The following is a 17,820-nucleotide window of genomic DNA, read 5'->3' as shown; positions in this document are numbered from 1 at the left end:
GGCAACTATCACATCGAAGTGCCGACCGATGAACATCTAAAAGGTGGAGATCACATCAGCGTGACAGCAACGGACACATCAGGTAACATATCAAAACCATCTGATGTCATAGTTGAAGGTATTCATAAACATGGAAAAGGCGATAAACCTGATGATTCAAATCATCACAACGGCAATAATGCTAAACCTGATAATCCAAACCATCATGATGGAGTGAATCCAGAACCAAACAAGCATAACAATTCTAAAGGTTCAAACAATCATCATGTAGAGAAACCTAGTCATAATGAGCATGTAAATCATCCAGATAAATCACAGTCAAACAATGATGATAATCAAACAAACGGAAATCAATCCAAACCTAGTTATACTCATCACAATGAACATCAAAAGATAAACGGTGCTACAAATACTTCTAACAACCAAGAAGAACAACCTATTCAATCGCAACGTGATCATAGTAAAGCAAACTATGGTAAAAACAATAGTGAAACGGATTTACCAGAAACTGGTGAAGAGAAAGGAAGTAAAGGGATTCTATTTGGTTCTCTATTTGCAGGTCTAGGTGCATTATTACTACTATTTAAACGTCGTAGAAAAGATGAAGACAACAATGAAAAAGAGTAATTTACTCAAAATTCTTTTAAAACTGAATAGGTAAAAATAGGAGGGTGAAACGATCTAGTTTCATCCTCCTTATTTATCTTATCTATTACATTTGCATGCAAATTTAATTACATAGCAAATCAAATTCTTATAATCGTGACCTTGAGGGTCTGAAGATTAATTTTCAAGTGAAGAAAAGATAAATATTTCTAGTTACTTAAAAATTATATTGAATATACATGTAACGTAAAGTAATATTAAATAAACGGAAATTTATACTGTAAATTTATTATATAATTGGAGACTAACATGATAAAACAACACAAATTTAGTATTAGAAAATTTGCAGTGGGGGCAAGTTCAATCGTTATCGGAGGCATTATCTTTTTAAGTGGGCATGAGGATGTTTCCGCAGCAGAGCAACATTCTCAAACGGAAGGGGTACACGCGACTACGTCATCGGGCAGTGATGAAACACAAGTGTCAGATAAAGTATCAGAAATCAACTCGATAAACGGGAAAATGTTTCAACGGTATCGACAAAAAAACCTCCCAAACTTTCGTCGCAACGAAGTTCATCGAAACTAGCAACAATGGCACCATATTCACTAAATCAAAGCGAACCAAATCAAGGTTCATCTAATCATGATACTACAGCACCACAAATTATAGATGTAGATATAGATAAGCATACATATGCACCAGGCGAGACAGTGAAAGCACGTGTAATAATTAAAGAAGCAGGTCAACTCAGTGACGTATCAATCGGATTTTCCAACGACACACGTGTGGGAACGTCTTCAATCAATGAAATTGCAAAGCCTGAAAATATGCATAAAGGTCAAGGTGGACTATGGACTGTAGATATAAATCTCAAGATTCCTGATAAAATTGGAGATACATCATTTAGCTTTGCAGCAGTCGTCGCTGACGATGCAAGTGGCAATGGAGATACTGTGGCGCCAGGTTTAGCTCCATCATCAATGAATACAGATCATCTTAAATTTAACATTAAGAATAAAGAAGCAGTGGATACAGAAGCACCACAAATTCTTGGCGTGACGGTTGATAAGGAGCAATATTACCCAGGTAATACAATACATGCACGTGTTCATATTGAAGATGCGAGTCAACTAAAAGAAGTTTCATTAGGATTCGTTAATACACCTTACATAGGTTTAGACGGTATTAATAAATTTGCATATGCTAAAGATATGACACGTTTACCAGATGGTACGTGGATGGCCGATATTGCACTACAGATTCCTAAGAATATTGCTCCATCGACTTACAAATTTTCACATGTTAGTGCAGAAGATGAGTATGGTAATATTACTGCAGTCGTTGATGAATTGTCAGAACCTACAAATTACACTAATTTATCATTTGAAATTCTTTCTATGAATGAGTCTACTCAAGATCATCTTTCATCCACTCAACCCAATTTAGGCGCTTCTTCTGAAAATGATTATTCAAACACTGACATTAATAATAAAGATGATAGGAAAATTGAAAGTTCAAAACAAAAAAGTAAAGAAAAAAAAACTTCAAATGAACTAGAATATCAACCATTAAAGAGTAATAAAAACTCAGAGTCATTTAAGGGAGTTAAATTAGAGACAACAACTAGAGAAAATCCTCAAGTGAATAAAAAAGTGAGAGATGATTCAGAAACACCGCAATCACATCAAGACGACACCAAAACGTCAATTTCGGGACCCCATGAAAAAGCTAAATATGAATACAAAGAAGAGAGTAAAACTGAAAAACAAGATCAAAACCTACCACAAGCAGGTAAAACTACTAAAAGTATCATTAGCTTTATTGCAGCTATACTATTAATCATAGGTAGCATATTTATATTAAGAAGAGAAAAACGACGTACAATAAAATAACCTAAGATAAAGCCATAGACAAATGATGGGGGAATCTCCAAGCGTTAGATTTAAATTCACTTATGTGGGATATTCATCTTAAATCATTGTGTTTATGGCTTTAAAAATTATTATATGAATATATAGGATCGTTAATGATAAAATAAGTTTATAAAGGAGGGGTGACAATTACACAAAATATATTAACCTTATATTTATTAAATCAACGTTTGGATAAAATGATTCAATTTCATAATGAATTATTTACTGAAGCTGATGAAAAGTTAGATGAAAATGAAACTGAAAATATAATTTATATTAAAAATGCAGCTTTTATTTTAATCAAACTTTATTTGTGTAAGTTGTGTAAAAATCAAGCACGTTATGGTGAGGTGAAACCACAAAGTTCTCATATTTATACTTTAGCCGATGAAGAAGTTTACTTAGCATTTCATGAATTTCAGAGTGATAAGGTACTTAATGAAATTCAATTGTCTCCTCAACTTGAACAAAAGTATAATCAAGATATATTTAGTTTATTAAATATTAGAGGGAAAGTTACCCCGTTTATAAATCCAAATGAAAATCCACAGGATTTCGAAATATTTATGGAAGATATGGCTTTGATTTTGAAAAGGATTTTTAAAAATAACAAAGATATTTTAACTCAAGTTTTAAATGACGATTTTAGAACAAACCATTTAGATAAAGTCATTAAACGTGCATTTATTGAAGTTTATCAAACAAATAAACTACATAAGAAAGCCAATAAAATAGTTGAGGCAATACTCGCTTCCCTATAAATTGATAATACTGATGAATCATCGATGTATTTTACATATATGTTTCACGTAAAACAATAATAAGAATAAAAAAGCGCTCAAAGTAACAGGATTCTGTCTTTGAGCGCCTTTAAATAGTATCAACAATCAACTCATTTATTTATCATAAGCAATGGTTTTTATATCTTCCTCTTTTAAGAAATCTTCAATCTGTTTCTGCTCTTTACCATTAACGTTTTTATCTGTATCAGCTAATTTACTTGCTTTTTTAACACTGTTCCCTTCCTTCGCAATGTTCAGTTCTTTTTTATAAAGTTGATCAACATGAGCTGTATAATCATTTATTTTTTTAGTATATAGTTCATATTTATGATTAGGTAATGAATTATTATTAATATATTCATCAAATCTATGATTATTTTTGTGTTGTAAATCGACAATATGTTTAAATTTATTCAATTGTTTCTTCGATAACTTTTTCTCAGAGCTTATTTTATCTTGATATGGTTCTAAAGCATCGGTTAGTTTTCTATCACTATCCAAATAAAGTTTAATATCTTTTTTCATCGTTGGCTTAGAAATGTCTTTATCTTTATCAGTTTTGCTAAATATCTTTTTTGGAATTTTAGTATTATGTATTGAGTGATGTTTATTATCAGAGTGATGCTTTGATTTGTGACTATCACTTGATTGATCTGAGCAACCGACAAGACCTAATGAAATAATGGCTATTGCTAATAGAATAGTTATCTTTTTCATAACAAAACTCCTTTATATCATTTTTAATATTATTATCTATATTTCATTTAACCTATTTTTCAGATACTAATCGTAAATTATTTTATAAAAAAACGGCTAACAATTTCATGACGAAACTGCTAACCGTATTATTTTCAAAAAACAAAGTGACTATTCATTCTCTCTAGTTTTAAATGGTTTTGTGTGATGTCTACCATGAACAAATAAGTAAATGATAATAGCAATAATAACTACGACTCCCATTAGGATATATAGGTTTCTGTAACCTAAGAATGGAATAATCATTCCAAGAATAAATGGTCCCATGCCTGCACCGAAGTCTGTAAAAATATAGAAAGTAGATGTAGCGAGTCCCATTTTATTAGGCGGTGATTGTTGAATCGCAATAGCTTGAGCAGTTGGAACGATGGTACCGTAACCGAAACCGATAAATGCTGCCGCAATTAATAATACTAAGCTAGAATGTGTGCAACCTAAAATAACGAGTCCTATCATAAAACTGAATAATACAGGGTACATGACTTTGTTTTCACCATAATTGTCATAAATTTTACCTGTAAACGGACGTGTAACAAATGTGACTACTGCAAAAACAACGAAAAAGAAACTTGATGCAGTAACTAAATTGATTTTTTCAGCATAAATAGATAAGAATGAAAGGACGCTGGCATATGCGACACCAACGAGTACAATTACCATAGAAATAGGTAAAGCTTCTTTTTGTAAATAGGCATGAATACCTTTAGGTCGTTCTTCGTTTTCTGTTGTATTACCTAAGACAGGCAATTTTTTAATAAAGAACGTTAATATAAGTGCAACAACGATACTGATTAAACTAATTCCGAAGATAGATTCGAAACCTAAATTCTTATTGAAAACTAAACCTAAAAATGGACCAATTGCAGATGCTAATGTGACACTTAAACCATAATAGCCGATACCTTCGCCTTTACGATCTTCAGGAACAATTCGAGAAGAAATCGTACCTGTTGCAGTTGATGAAAATCCGAAAGCAATACCGTGAATTAAACGAATAAGCATCAATACCCATAAACTATTGATTGTGAAATAAAGTGCTACTGCAATTACAGAGAAAATCGTACCTGAAAGTAATACTAATTTAGGTTGCAGATTATCAATAATTCTACCTGAACCAAGACGTCCCGCTAACATCCCTATGATGAATATACCAGCGGCTAAACCGCCAACACTTTCAGATGCATGATACTCGTCTATTGTATATTCAGTTATCGTGACGATTAACATGTAGTGAATTAAATACATAAAGAAATTCACGAACGTCACGGATAAAAAGTCCTTAGTCCAAAGACGTGTTTCCATTATTTCCCTCCTAAAATAATTGAATTTTCCCGTACATATAATTGTATTACCCATATATTATAATAATTAATATTACTAATGTATAATTAGAATTAATGAAGTATTTATAAGCGTTACTAATATAAAAGTGGGGGAGTGAACACATGAATTTTGAACAACTTGCTTATGTAAAGACAGTTTATGAAATGGAATCGATGATACATGCTAGTGAGAAAATGCATATTAGCCAATCTGCGATGAGTCAATCAATTGCGAATCTTGAGAAAGAAATAGGTTATAAATTGTTTGAACGTTCTCGTAAAGGAACATTTTTAACTGAAGAAGGGCAACGACTTATACCATATATATTAGAAATATTAGAATCTCAAAATGATTTATTAGTAGAAGTTCAAAATATGAAAACAGATATTGCAGGTACATTGAAAATTGCGACGATACCCACACTTTTCCATAAAATTGTACCTAAAGCACTATCACATTTTAAAAATGATTATCCTCAAGTAGATGTCGAAGTTAAAGAAGCAGATCGTGAAGATATTGTAGATATGGTGGATAAAGGAGAAATTGATATTGGTTTAATCGGAAAGCCAGAAACTGAAGAAAACACACTTCCAGTCAGAGAAATATCATTGAATCTCACAACAAAATTTAAGTTACTCGTTCCTAAAAAGTCTAAATTAACATTCAGGGACTACGTCAATTTAGAGGAAATACAAGACTATCCATTTATTCTATATGATCGTGGATTTTATCATCATCAGCTAAAAGAATTCGAAAAAACACATGGACCACTCAAAATCGTATTCAAAACTACAAATCCGATTGTATTGATGAGAACAGTTGCAGAGGGACTTGGGATAGGTATTGTCTCCAACTTAATGGTAGAAAATGAACACTTCTTTAATGATGAAATGATTGAAGCGGTCTCACTCGGAAAACCTTTCGATGCAGCTATATCATTTTTAGCAGTAGTTAAAGATGGAAAACATAATGAGAAAACAATACAAGAATTTATTAATTATTTAAAGAATAATGAATAAATGCCATTGTTACGTTAAAAAGAAGGAATAAATTTTGTTAGTTAACTTACAAAATGAGTTCGCATTCATTAAATAATTTCATTATAATAAAATATATTTATAAATAAAGAAATTCACTACACCATGAAATAACATCGAGAGGATTCAAATGAATGAAAAAATTATTCGCCATCACAACAGCTTTGACACTATTTCTAGTCGCATGTAACTCAGATAATTCATCAGAACAGAAAAAGAATCAAAACAAAACAGAAACTAAATCCAAAAAGGAAAAATCATCCAACAAAACGAATTCAGAAGACAATACACAGACAAATCTTAAAGCTAAAGACAAAGTAGAGAATCTGCCTTATAAAACAAAATTAGCGCTCATTTTTTGTGCTGATGATAAAGGCCAATATACACTTACTAAAAACAATATCTTAACCGGAGCATATAAAAATGACAAAGACGATCCCCGAATAATTAATCAATTTGTTTTAGTCAATTATCCTAAATTTTCAAATGCACCTAAAGGTATGAAGTTTTATTCAGTATATCCAAGTAATCATAGTTTCCAATCAATCGTTGGCATTAGTAACGATAAGATTATACTTGGTGGCTCGCAAATCCGTCTTCAAAATTATAAACAGTTGCTCAAACAGGGAAAGGAATATAGTACACAAGAAGTCTATGATAAAGTCAAAAAGAATAAAGCTTTACCAGAATTAGCTAATAAGATGCATGTAAGTAACCAATTACCAATAGCTAATGATGAATGGAAATATAACGGTTTATCTTATAGAGAAATGAAAGAAAGGGGTGTTATCATGGCTCACGGTAGTAGCCAAGTGTATCAATTTATTAATAATTTAGAAGGTCATCCATTAGATACTGATAAATATCTGTGGGACGTTGTGAATTGGCAAAAAGATGGTAATTGGAAAGTCAATTGTCGTAATAAAGACGGTGAGATTGTAGCCACTTACACGACTGTTGATGGTAAAGTTGCTAAATTTGATGAAAATGGTAAACGAGTTAAATAGTTCTACCTAGTATTACGTAATTTCATAAAGGAATAAATCTTATAGTCTGGTTCTCATACAGTGAGGGCCAGTTTTTCTTTTCTTAGACGACAGTTAGGTACTTAAGCATGCCTTTTAAGAATAGTCATCCCCACATTACTCGATCATCTGATACGTTATTCAATGAATTGTTTTATCAAGGTAATTACATAGCTTCGTTGCAAAGTTATACACGACAGCTTATCTTATTATGTCTAATGTAAAATCAATATGTAAATTCAACAACTAACTCAACAAAATAAGATGGTCATTTCCTGGGGAATAGGTAAACGACCATCTTTCAATTTTAAGCATCTTTCTGACGTGCACGTTCTTTTCTAAAATTTTGACGTCTTTGTTCTTCTTTAGAAAGATAATTTGGATATTTTTCAGGATGTTGGTAGCCATCGATGGCGCCTTTAATCATACCTTTAATCAAACTTGCTATACCTTTTCCAATTCCAAAAACAAATCGAATCAAACCGTAAATCGCAAATATCCATAAAAAGATATAACCCATATTGAAACTCCTTTTTTCTTTTACAATAACATAATACGATAAACAGAAAAGACAACTTTAATGATGATTTTATCGATAAAATCATATGAACAAATCGATTTGTAATAATATTTTAAAGGTAAATAGCTTTTCCCTCATTAAGGAAGACTAACGGTATAGTGACGTTAGACTACTAGACCACTTATAAAGCGAAGAATTCACGGAGTTTTTCCTTAATTTTTAGTAAATGTCTTAAATCCAATTGCATAGTTATTGAATAAATTACTATTTATGACATATTTTGAGAAATTAATATAACCAAAATTGTGACAGGGCAGGCTATAATTATTCATGGTGATTTCACCGCCCGATAAAACAAATAAAAATATAAAGGGGGCAATGAAATGAAGAAAATGAGCATCACCTTAAAAGTGAGATTGATATGTAGTTTTTTTGAGAACTTAATAACAATGGCATTTTTACCTTTTATGGCGCTATATTTATCTGATATGGTAAACCAAACTTTTTCGGGTGTGTTTCTCTTTATGTTAGTGTTACTTAACTTTCCGATTTCAATGATTTCAGGGCATATCATTGAACGGTTTCCTAAGAAACGTACCTTACTTATTTACCAAGTCATTTTATGTATAAGTTTACTCACGATGGCAGTAACAATTTCAAATCAACTTATATTTATTATTTTATTCTGCATCGCGTATTCAATATTTAGCATTTCATCCGGTATGGCACAGCCATTAATAGATACAATTATAATGGACGCGATTACACCAGAAGTTGAACATTACATTTATAAAGTGAGTTATTGGCTCACCAATGTGGCTGTGGCTTGTGGCGCATTTATCGGGGGAACAATGTATAGTTTGAATAAGTCAGCACTCTTTTTCATAGCTTTTGTTATTTTCACGCTTGTACTTTTCGCATTATACATTTGGATTCCTAATGATCAAAGTTATGTTTCAAACGCTGAAGAGAAAGAGATGCCTTTAAACCATACGCGTAGTTTGAAAGGCTTTTTACATCAATACCAGATAGTATTAAAAGACAAAATTTATATGTACTTAATTATAGGATCAAGCATTCTTATTATGGGTGAGTTATCTACTTCATCTTATATTTCTATAAGATTAAAACAGGAATTTGAGACGATTTCTCTATTTCATATCCATATCGATGGGGTGAGAATGTACTCTATTTTAATTATGACGAATACGATTGTAGTGATAGTACTCACGTATTTTATTTCTAAGTACATCTTGAAAATGAACAATGAAAAAGCACTTCTCATTGGTCTTATCCTTTATGTTATCGGATATTCAGGCATTACATATTTAAATGAATTGAGTTTACTCATCATATTTATGATTATTGCAACATTTGGCGAAATGATTTATTCTCCTATTTTTGGAGAACAACGATATAAAGTGATACCCGCTGACAAAAGAGGAACGTATTCAGCGGTAAATGCGTTAAGCTTTCATTTTGCTAATTTACTTGCAAGATTTGGCATTATTTTAGGTGTATTTCTGAATGCCGTAGGCATGACGTTTTATATGTTTGTACTTCTTATGGTAGGCAGTTTCCTATTATACGGAGGAGTTCGTCAATTTAATGGAAAAGCTTTAATCAAACAAAAATGATGTAAAACACATTCAATAACCTACTGAATTGCTCGTGATTAAACGCAAAAATTATTTATTAAGTTTTTGTAAAAATATCATTCAAGCAATTGTTTTAATGTGTTTAAATGTACTAATATATAGCGTATCTAAAGAAATATGTAAGTTATATGTTAGTGAGTATTATAAAGTATGAGTATAAAGGAAGGACTTGAATGACAATAGACACACTGCATTTTCAACAATATTTTTATAATAAATATTTACAAACATCTTCAACTACTAAAAGGGTGACATATTGGGTTCAATTAGATAATGACATTGAACGTCACAGATTGATGTACGCGCTACTAGATGTTGTACAACATCAACCAATGTTAAGATCTACATTTCAAATGAATAATGAACAACTAAGAATCGATGTACGAGAATTTTTCCCGTTTATTCAAATTAAGGATATCAATCAAAAGGCGAAAAATCTCGATATCGAGGCTTACTTCAGACAAGAACTAAATTCCTACTATTTCAATCAATTACCTCTATTTAATTTTACAATTTATCAATTTTTGGATGACACTTTCTTACTTTTAGATTTTCACTCTATGATTTTTAATGATAGTCAATTGGGCGACTTCTTCAGACAACTTAATATTGCTTATAATTATGGTTTATTCCACGAACATATGGTTTCTGATTTCTATAATATGATTAAAGACATGAACGAAGATTTTGTACATGTTGAGGACAATACTCAATTAGAGCATTTTAAAGTATTGAGTGCTGATAGTGAGTACGAGTCATATATGCCAATTAAAAACAATACAGAGCACAAAGAAGTTGAACATCTTCACGCTCAAGTTGAGTCGTTTGATATGAATCGACTCGTTATAAGCACATATTTGGCAAATTACTTTATGAGTCAGTCCAATCATGTGGCATTAGGAATTCAATTTCCACTCAATTATGACAAGACAGACGATATGATGCTTATCAACACTCATGTAGCACCATTAAGTTTAAATATCGAAGGGTCTCATTCAGTTGAAACAATCATGAATGAATGGGAATCGGTCATTTCAGAAATGATGCAAAATGGAACATCTTTCATGGCAGATCCGATGTCGAGTGACGTTGAATTTGAAACTTTAGTGCACGCTTCAACAATTATCAAGCGTTTTGAATTGAATCATACTACGCATAAAGTACATCGATTATATAGTGATACGTCATTGTTAGCCGATTTGGAAATTTATCCATGTGCACAGGATGGGTTTGATTTAGTATATAATGCGAATGCTTACGATAATTTAACTATTAAGACATTGATGCGTTTAATAAAAGATATTTATATGCAATTAACACGAAATCCATCAATGTTAATTAAAGATATACAACTTTGTAATGAAGAGGATCAACATCTTTATCAAGAAATCAATCGTCATTTATCAAGTGCTAAAAATTACCAAACAGTGATTGAGCGTTTCGAATATCAGGTAGCACAACATCCAGACAAAATAGCGTTAAAATTTGAACAACATGCTATGACATATGCTGAATTAAATCATCGCGTGAATCATTTAGCATATCACTTACGAACAGAATATGATATTCAAGCTAATGATATTGTTGGACTCTTAGCAGAGCGTAGTTTAGATATGATTGTAGGAATGTTAGGTATTCTGAAATCTGGTGCAGGTTATTTACCTATTGATCCAGATTATCCTGATGATAGAACGGCTTATATTATTGAAGATGCACAGCCTAAAGCTGTCGTTACGTACCAAACAACACTCTATTCAGATGTACCTCAAATTCAACTTGAGAAGATCGATTGGTATGCTGATAACCATTTGGAAAATCCGAGCCAAATCAATACTGCTGAAGATACGGCATACATTATTTATACATCTGGTACAACAGGCAAACCTAAGGGTACCGTAGTACCGCACAAAGGTATTGATCGTTTAGTACATCAACCAAATTATGTTGAATTAAACTATGAAACAGTCATTTTACTCTCAGGAACTGTGGCTTTTGATGCAGCAACGTTTGAAATTTATGGTGCATTGTTAAATGGTGGACGTTTAATCATTACTTCCAAGGATACATTGCTAAACCCAACTCAATTAGGTCAAACCATTGCTGTCAATCAAATCAATACGATGTGGCTGACGTCATCTCTTTTCAATCAAATTGCAAGTGAACGCATTGAAGTATTAGAGCCGTTGACTTATCTATTGATTGGAGGCGAAGTGCTCAATGCCAAATGGGTGAATTTATTAAATTCTCGTCAGCGTCATCCAGAAATCATTAATGGTTATGGACCTACTGAGAATACAACATTTACTACAACGTATGCGATACCTGAAGAAATGCCAGCACGTATTCCAATTGGTCAACCAATTAATGGCACGACAGTTTATGTCATGCAAGGGGACCATTTATGTGGCGTAGGTATTCCTGGTGAATTATGTATAGGTGGCGTTGGTTTAGCGAAAGGCTATTTAAATCAACCTGAGCTCACGGCTGAGAGATTTGTTACCTCACCTTTTGAAAATGAAAGACTCTACCGCAGCGGTGACTTAGTACGTCTTCAAGAAGATGGGCATATCGATTACATCAGTCGTATCGATAAGCAAGTTAAAATTCGTGGATTTAGAATCGAGCTTTCAGAAATTGAGAAAGCGATAGAAGCAATCAGAGATATTAATAAAGCTGTCGTGATTGTACGTGAACACGAACAAGATAAACAGATCGTGGCATATTATGAAGCTTCACAACCACAATCGACAAGTCACTTAAAAGAAGTGTTGAGCGAAACATTGCCTGATTATATGATTCCGATTCATTTTAAGAAAATAGATCAAATACCAATTACAATAAATGGGAAATTAGATAAACGTGCCTTACCGGATATTGAGATGGTAGATCTATCAAATTATGTCGCACCACGTAATGATGGTGAACGTGTGATTTGTCGTATCTTTGAAGAGATACTACATGTGGACCAAGTAGGGATTAAAGATAATTTCTTTGAACTTGGAGGACATTCATTACGCGCAACGTTAGTAGTAAACCGTATTGAAGCTCAACTTAAAAAGCGTCTTAAAGTCGGAGATATCATGAAGTTACCGACTGTAGAACAGCTCAGCCAGCATATTATGGAAATGAAGAATGAGGACTTTGAGATTATACCGAAAGCACAGTCCGCATATCAATATGAATTAAGTGCTGTTCAAAAGAGTATGTATCTATTGTGGAGCGTCAATCCAGAAGATACAGTCTACAATATTCCGTTCTTATGGCGATTGACATCAGAGTTGAATGTGGCGCAATTGAAACGTGCACTCAATCAACTCATCGCACGACATGAAATTTTAAGAACGCAATATGTGATTGATGAAAATGAAGTAAAACAACGTATTGCAAACGATGTTGAGGCTGACTTTAAAGAAGTAACAACAAGATATACAGATGAACAACAAATTATACGAGCATATACAGAGCCATTTAACCTTGAACAACCGAGTCAAATGCGCGTGAGATATATACATGCACCTCACGAAGACTATTTATTTATCGATACGCATCACAGTATTAACGACGGCATGAGTAATACCATTCTATTGGCTGATTTAAATGGATTGTATCAAGAAAAAGAATTGCCTGAATTGGCACTGCAATATAAAGATTACAGCGAATGGATGGCAAATCGAGACTTAAGTAAACAACGTCGTTACTGGTTACAACAGTTTGAAGATGATGTTCCTGTATTAAATATGCCGACAGATTACCCTAGACCAAGTATTAAAACGACAAATGGAAATATGATGACATTCCATTTTGATGAAGCACTTAAGACACAATTACAGTCTTACGTTGAGCAACATCAAATGACAGATTTCATGTTCTTTGCAAGTGCGATTATGGTGTTACTTCACAAGTATTCACGCCAAGATGACATTGTTATCGGTAGTGTGATTAGTGCGCGTACACATCGCGACACTGAAAATATGCTCGGTATGTTTGCGAATACACTAGTTTATCGTGGTCATCCGACAGATGATAAGACATGGGAACAATTGATGTCTGAAATTAAAGAGACTAGCCTTGGCGCTTATGAACATCAAGAATATCCATTTGAAAGTCTTGTTAACGATCTTATAGATGAACGAGATGCTTCTCGTAATCCATTGTTTGACGTTATGCTTGTACTGCAAAACAATGAAACGAATCATGCAAACTTTGGTCATAGTCAACTGACGCACATACCTCCTCAATCAACAACAGCGAAGTTTGACCTATCATTCATTATTGAGGAAGATCAAGATGATTATGTAGTTAATATTGAATATAATACTGATTTATATGCTGACGACACAATTCGTCATATGGCTGAACAACTTGAAAACATTATCAGCCATGTCATTTCTACTCAAGAATTGAAGATTCAAGATATTGAAGAGAATCAACATATGTTGGAATGGGTTGAGACACATGTGAATCGTCATTCATTAGATTTCCCGGAAAATAAATCTCTCCAACAACAATTTAACGACATCGTGAATCGTAAAGGTGATGACGTGGCGCTTAAACTTAGTGGTCACTCTATGACTTATCGTGAATTGGACACATACGCAAATCGTATAGCAAACGCACTAATCCAACGCGGAGTCAAAGCTAGTGAACGTGTTGCACTATTAACAGAGCGAAGTTTTGAAATGATTGCATGTATGGTGGCTTCTTGGAAAGTAGGGGCTTCATATGTACCAATTGACGTGACAAATCCTGAAAAACGTATTGAACATATCCTTGAAGATGCGGAAGTGTCAGCAATACTGACGTATGGTGTCACTTATGATTCAAATGTATTAACGATTCCAATTGAATCCATTGATACAGAGACTCCTATTGAAAAATCATTTTCAGAATATGCGGGCAGTCTAGAAGATGAAATGTATAGTATTTATACGTCTGGAACTACAGGTATGCCTAAAGGTGTATCGGTGAGACAACGCAACATCTTAAATCTAGTGAATGCATGGACCGATAGGCTGGCATTATCAGAAGAAGAGACATTTATGCAATATCACAACTATGTCTTTGATGCGTCAGCTATGGAAATTTATTGTACGCTGTTAAATGGTTATAAACTTGTGATTGCGAATGACAATGAACGGACAGACACGGAACAATTAGAACAACTCATTGTGAGAGAGCACATCACTGCTGCATCTATACCGCTACAAGTTTGTAATGTGATGAAAGACTTTTATATTTCTAAACTATTTACAGGAGGCGCAACAAGTACGCCAGCATTTGTCCGACACATTTCTCAACATTGTGATACGTACTTCAATGCATATGGGCCATCTGAATCAACAGTTATTGCTACGAATTGGTCTTACTCTAAAGGAGAACCTATTCCATCAATGATACCTATTGGTCAACCTTTAGCTAACATACAAGTGTATATTCTTTCTGGAACTAAACTTTGTGGCGTGGGTATATCAGGTGAGCTATGTATTGCAGGTAAAAGTCTAACAGCTGGATACTTAAATAGACCTGAACTGACAGCAGAATCATTTATAGACAATCCATTTGGAGAAGGTAAATTATATCGAAGTGGTGACCTAGCAAGATATACGCATGAGGGTCAAATAGAATTTATGGGACGCATTGATAAACAGGTCAAAGTAAATGGGTATCGAATAGAACTCGGAGAAATTGAGAATGTCATTAATTCTGTGGAAGATATCTCTGATAGTGTAGTAATTGTTGATAAACAAAATGACCACGAAATACTCCATGCCTACTTTGTAGGAAGTGATCAAAAAGAATCAGAGGTGGCGAGACAGTTAAATCATTATTTACCGAAATATATGATTCCTAAAACATTAACAGCAATTGATGAGATTCCTTTAACACGTAATGACAAAGTTGATGAATCGAAGTTACCTCGACCTCGTATTCAACGAAATATCTTTGTCCAACCACGAAATAACATGGAACAAACCTTTGTATCAATATTTGCTGAAGTTTTAGAGGTGCCTATGATTGGTATTGATGATGACTTTTTCGAAATTGGCGGAACGTCCCTTGATGCTATGGTTGCAGTGTCGAAACTTAAATCACAAGATATTCACATTACAATGCAAGATGTGTACCAATATAAAACGGTGCGCCATTTAGCAGAACAATTTGAGAGGGATAATGAGTTGGTAGCGGTCAATGTGCCGGATCACTTACCTCAGTTACAAGCTTTAGTTGAACGCCGATATCGAAAAGATATCACTGCGCCTACTCAAAATGCATTGGGTCACGTATTACTCACTGGTGCGACAGGGTTCCTAGGTGCATATCTCATTAATGAGTTGCAAGGTTATGCAGATAAAGTGACATGTATTGTGAGAGGTCATGACATGGCTGAGGCACGATACAAATTACAAGAGAATTTGACTTGTTATTTTGATGCCTCACATGTAACTGACTTAATGAAAAATGTAGACATCGTATTGGGCGATTTAACAAACTTAGGTTCTTTAGGCATTAATGAAACAATTGATACCGTTATGCATGCAGGCGCACGTACAGATCATTTTGGTGATGATGAGGCGTTTATTAATGTAAATGTTCAAGGTACTGAGGATTTATTAAACATCGCTCAACAGCATCATGCGAAGTTTATATATATTTGTACAATTAGCGTCGGAGCTGTCTTTGAAGCCCACGTTGAGGATAGAACTTTTTCAGAAAAAGATGTTTATAAACAACAATTATTTACGTCACCTTACACCAAAAGTAAATTCTTTAGTGAAATCAAAGTGCTAGAAGCGGTCAATGATGGATTAGACGCACAAATTATGAGATTAGGTAATTTAACAAGTGCGTATTCTGGGGCATTAAATATGAAAAATCTTACAACGAATCGATTCTCAATCATGATGCATGAGTTATTAAAAACGTCATCTATAGGAGAAAATTTCGGTAAGACATGTCTAGATTTCTCATTTATTGATGTAACCGCACGTCATATTGTGAAGCTTGCTGCATCACAAGCACAGCCAATTATTTATCATATTTATTCACCTCATACAAAAACGATGCAAAGTGTATTAGAGGGTGCCAATCATACACAGATGAATATCATTAGTGATAAAGCGTTTGAACAAATGTTAATTAATGAAGGCATGCATGAGGTAATTGGCCTAAGTAGCGGTAATGCATCACTAGTGCCGTCAGAAATAAATTCTGATATGACGCAACATGTGATCGCGCAATTAGGTGATGGATGGCCTGTAGTAACATCTGAATGGTTACGCGCTTGGAGAGATTTACTCTTTGACAAATTCAAGAAAACAGAGAATAACGAATGACAGTATTTTTAACAAAAATAAACGATGACATCGACATGATTGCGCAAAGATTATTAACATCAAGGCGGCAAGCGAAGAAACCTAGACGTATACAGTACCGTTTTCAAAAAGACCGTGTCATGCATACGTTAGGTGACTTCCTTATCCAATATTGTATTGAGCAATGGGGCGAGTTGAGCCCACATCAATGGGAGTATCAGATTGCGAAAAATGGGAAAGTGGACATTCAAAGTGCACATTCTATCGACTTATATGTGAATCTTTCATACAGTTTTCCATATATTGCTTGTGCAATCGATGATCAACCAGTGGGACTTGATATTGAATTGATGAAAGAGATTGATTACATGAGTTTGGCGCATCAATTTTCGGAAAATGAATTTAAACAAGTGCAAATATTAAAAGACTTCTATGAAATTTGGACGAAAAAAGAGAGCTACACGAAAATGATAGGTGAAGGATTAGTACGTGGCATAGATGTTTATGATGTGACGCAACCTTTATTCTATAAAAATAAAGAAGTATCATTTCAACCATTCGTTGAATATAACATGATGATTCAATTATGTACGGTAAGAACCAAGCAACACGAATTAGTTGAAATACCCATACAAAATCTATACTAATTTAACAGGGAGCTGAGATATTTAATGATGTCTCAGCTCCCTTTTTTCGTCTTTAGAAAGATGTAAAGGTAAATTCATATAGGCTTAATATTGTTTTTATATGATGAAGTTGCCTTTAGGTTTTGTATTTTATTTTCATCAACAGAGAGGAGCATGAAGATGATAAAAGCATGGTTGAGTAAAATCTTTGAGTTAATCCCACGTGCTATTGTAAATATTTTCATTTAAGACCGAATT

Annotated in this window: 12 protein-coding genes; 9 read left to right on the top strand and 3 right to left on the bottom strand. The window is 33.5% G+C overall.

Going from position 1 to position 17,820, the window contains the following annotated elements:
- The 4 genes from HMPREF3264_RS11690 to HMPREF3264_RS11675 all read left to right on the top strand — a co-directional run.
- Positions 1-627 (top strand): LPXTG cell wall anchor domain-containing protein (locus tag HMPREF3264_RS11690; RefSeq protein ID WP_141764500.1); only part of this gene is annotated, 627 nt, incomplete at its 5' end.
- Between the two features lie 288 nt (positions 628-915).
- Entirely contained in the window at positions 916-1,194 is a 279-nt protein-coding gene (locus HMPREF3264_RS11685; RefSeq protein WP_070873415.1) for a YSIRK-type signal peptide-containing protein, read from the top strand.
- A gap of 5 nt (positions 1,195-1,199) precedes the next feature.
- Positions 1,200-2,501 (top strand): LPXTG cell wall anchor domain-containing protein, encoded by a 1,302-nt coding sequence (locus HMPREF3264_RS11680; protein ID WP_070873414.1) that lies wholly within the window; start codon positions 1,200-1,202, stop codon positions 2,499-2,501.
- Between the two features lie 161 nt (positions 2,502-2,662).
- Positions 2,663-3,283: a hypothetical protein gene (locus HMPREF3264_RS11675; RefSeq protein ID WP_256323989.1), complete on the top strand. Its 621-nt coding sequence runs from the start codon at positions 2,663-2,665 to the stop codon at positions 3,281-3,283.
- Between the two features lie 135 nt (positions 3,284-3,418).
- On the opposite strand, the gene HMPREF3264_RS11670 is transcribed toward HMPREF3264_RS11675, so the two are convergent.
- Both HMPREF3264_RS11670 and HMPREF3264_RS11665 read right to left on the bottom strand, forming a co-directional pair.
- Complete coding sequence (locus HMPREF3264_RS11670) at positions 3,419-4,021, bottom strand: NDxxF motif lipoprotein (protein WP_044466768.1); 603 nt, start codon at positions 4,019-4,021, stop codon at positions 3,419-3,421.
- A 150-nt stretch (positions 4,022-4,171) separates the two neighbouring features.
- Positions 4,172-5,362 (bottom strand): MFS transporter, encoded by a 1,191-nt coding sequence (locus HMPREF3264_RS11665; RefSeq protein WP_070873413.1) that lies wholly within the window; start codon positions 5,360-5,362, stop codon positions 4,172-4,174.
- A 143-nt stretch (positions 5,363-5,505) separates the two neighbouring features.
- Between HMPREF3264_RS11665 and HMPREF3264_RS11660 the strand changes: the two genes are divergently transcribed.
- Positions 5,506-6,402, top strand: a complete 897-nt coding sequence (locus HMPREF3264_RS11660) for a LysR family transcriptional regulator (RefSeq protein WP_070873412.1) — start codon at positions 5,506-5,508, stop codon at positions 6,400-6,402.
- Between the two features lie 152 nt (positions 6,403-6,554).
- Positions 6,555-7,427 carry a hypothetical protein gene (locus HMPREF3264_RS11655; RefSeq protein WP_070873411.1) on the top strand — a complete coding sequence of 291 codons (873 nt, stop codon included), beginning with the start codon at positions 6,555-6,557 and terminating at the stop codon, positions 7,425-7,427.
- Positions 7,428-7,752: 325 nt separating this feature from the next.
- Here HMPREF3264_RS11655 and HMPREF3264_RS11650 read toward each other — a convergent pair whose 3' ends face one another.
- A complete protein-coding gene (locus HMPREF3264_RS11650; RefSeq protein ID WP_002444818.1) occupies positions 7,753-7,965 on the bottom strand; it encodes a hypothetical protein in 213 nt (70 codons plus the stop codon).
- A 383-nt stretch (positions 7,966-8,348) separates the two neighbouring features.
- On the opposite strand from HMPREF3264_RS11650, the gene HMPREF3264_RS11645 reads away from it, so the two are divergent.
- From HMPREF3264_RS11645 to ausB, 3 genes are all read left to right on the top strand, one after another.
- Complete coding sequence (locus tag HMPREF3264_RS11645; RefSeq protein ID WP_070873410.1) at positions 8,349-9,602, top strand: MDR family MFS transporter; 1,254 nt, start codon at positions 8,349-8,351, stop codon at positions 9,600-9,602.
- Between the two features lie 194 nt (positions 9,603-9,796).
- Positions 9,797-16,957: an aureusimine non-ribosomal peptide synthetase AusA gene (gene ausA, locus HMPREF3264_RS11640; protein WP_070873409.1), complete on the top strand. Its 7,161-nt coding sequence runs from the start codon at positions 9,797-9,799 to the stop codon at positions 16,955-16,957.
- Positions 16,954-17,583, top strand: coding sequence for an aureusimine biosynthesis 4'-phosphopantetheinyl transferase AusB (gene ausB, locus HMPREF3264_RS11635; RefSeq protein WP_070873408.1), 630 nt, complete (start codon positions 16,954-16,956; stop codon positions 17,581-17,583). The genes ausA and ausB overlap by 4 nt, the downstream gene beginning before the upstream one ends.
- The last annotated feature ends 237 nt before the right edge of the window (positions 17,584-17,820 follow it).

The organism is Staphylococcus sp. HMSC62A08, assembly GCF_001839105.1.
GTDB classification, from domain to species: Bacteria; Bacillota; Bacilli; order Staphylococcales; family Staphylococcaceae; genus Staphylococcus; species Staphylococcus caprae.
This window is presented reverse-complemented; position numbering and strand designations above follow the sequence as displayed.

Coding starts and splice junctions, on each gene's coding strand:
- HMPREF3264_RS11685 (WP_070873415.1), top strand. CDS start 916: ATGATAAAACAACACAAATTTAGTATTAGAAAATTTGCAGTGGGGGCA.
- HMPREF3264_RS11680 (WP_070873414.1), top strand. CDS start 1,200: ATGGCACCATATTCACTAAATCAAAGCGAACCAAATCAAGGTTCATCT.
- HMPREF3264_RS11670 (WP_044466768.1), bottom strand. CDS start 4,021: ATGAAAAAGATAACTATTCTATTAGCAATAGCCATTATTTCATTAGGT.
- HMPREF3264_RS11665 (WP_070873413.1), bottom strand. CDS start 5,362: ATGGAAACACGTCTTTGGACTAAGGACTTTTTATCCGTGACGTTCGTG.
- HMPREF3264_RS11660 (WP_070873412.1), top strand. CDS start 5,506: ATGAATTTTGAACAACTTGCTTATGTAAAGACAGTTTATGAAATGGAA.
- HMPREF3264_RS11655 (WP_070873411.1), top strand. CDS start 6,555: ATGAAAAAATTATTCGCCATCACAACAGCTTTGACACTATTTCTAGTC.
- HMPREF3264_RS11650 (WP_002444818.1), bottom strand. CDS start 7,965: ATGGGTTATATCTTTTTATGGATATTTGCGATTTACGGTTTGATTCGA.
- HMPREF3264_RS11645 (WP_070873410.1), top strand. CDS start 8,349: ATGAAGAAAATGAGCATCACCTTAAAAGTGAGATTGATATGTAGTTTT.
- ausA (WP_070873409.1), top strand. CDS start 9,797: ATGACAATAGACACACTGCATTTTCAACAATATTTTTATAATAAATAT.
- ausB (WP_070873408.1), top strand. CDS start 16,954: ATGACAGTATTTTTAACAAAAATAAACGATGACATCGACATGATTGCG.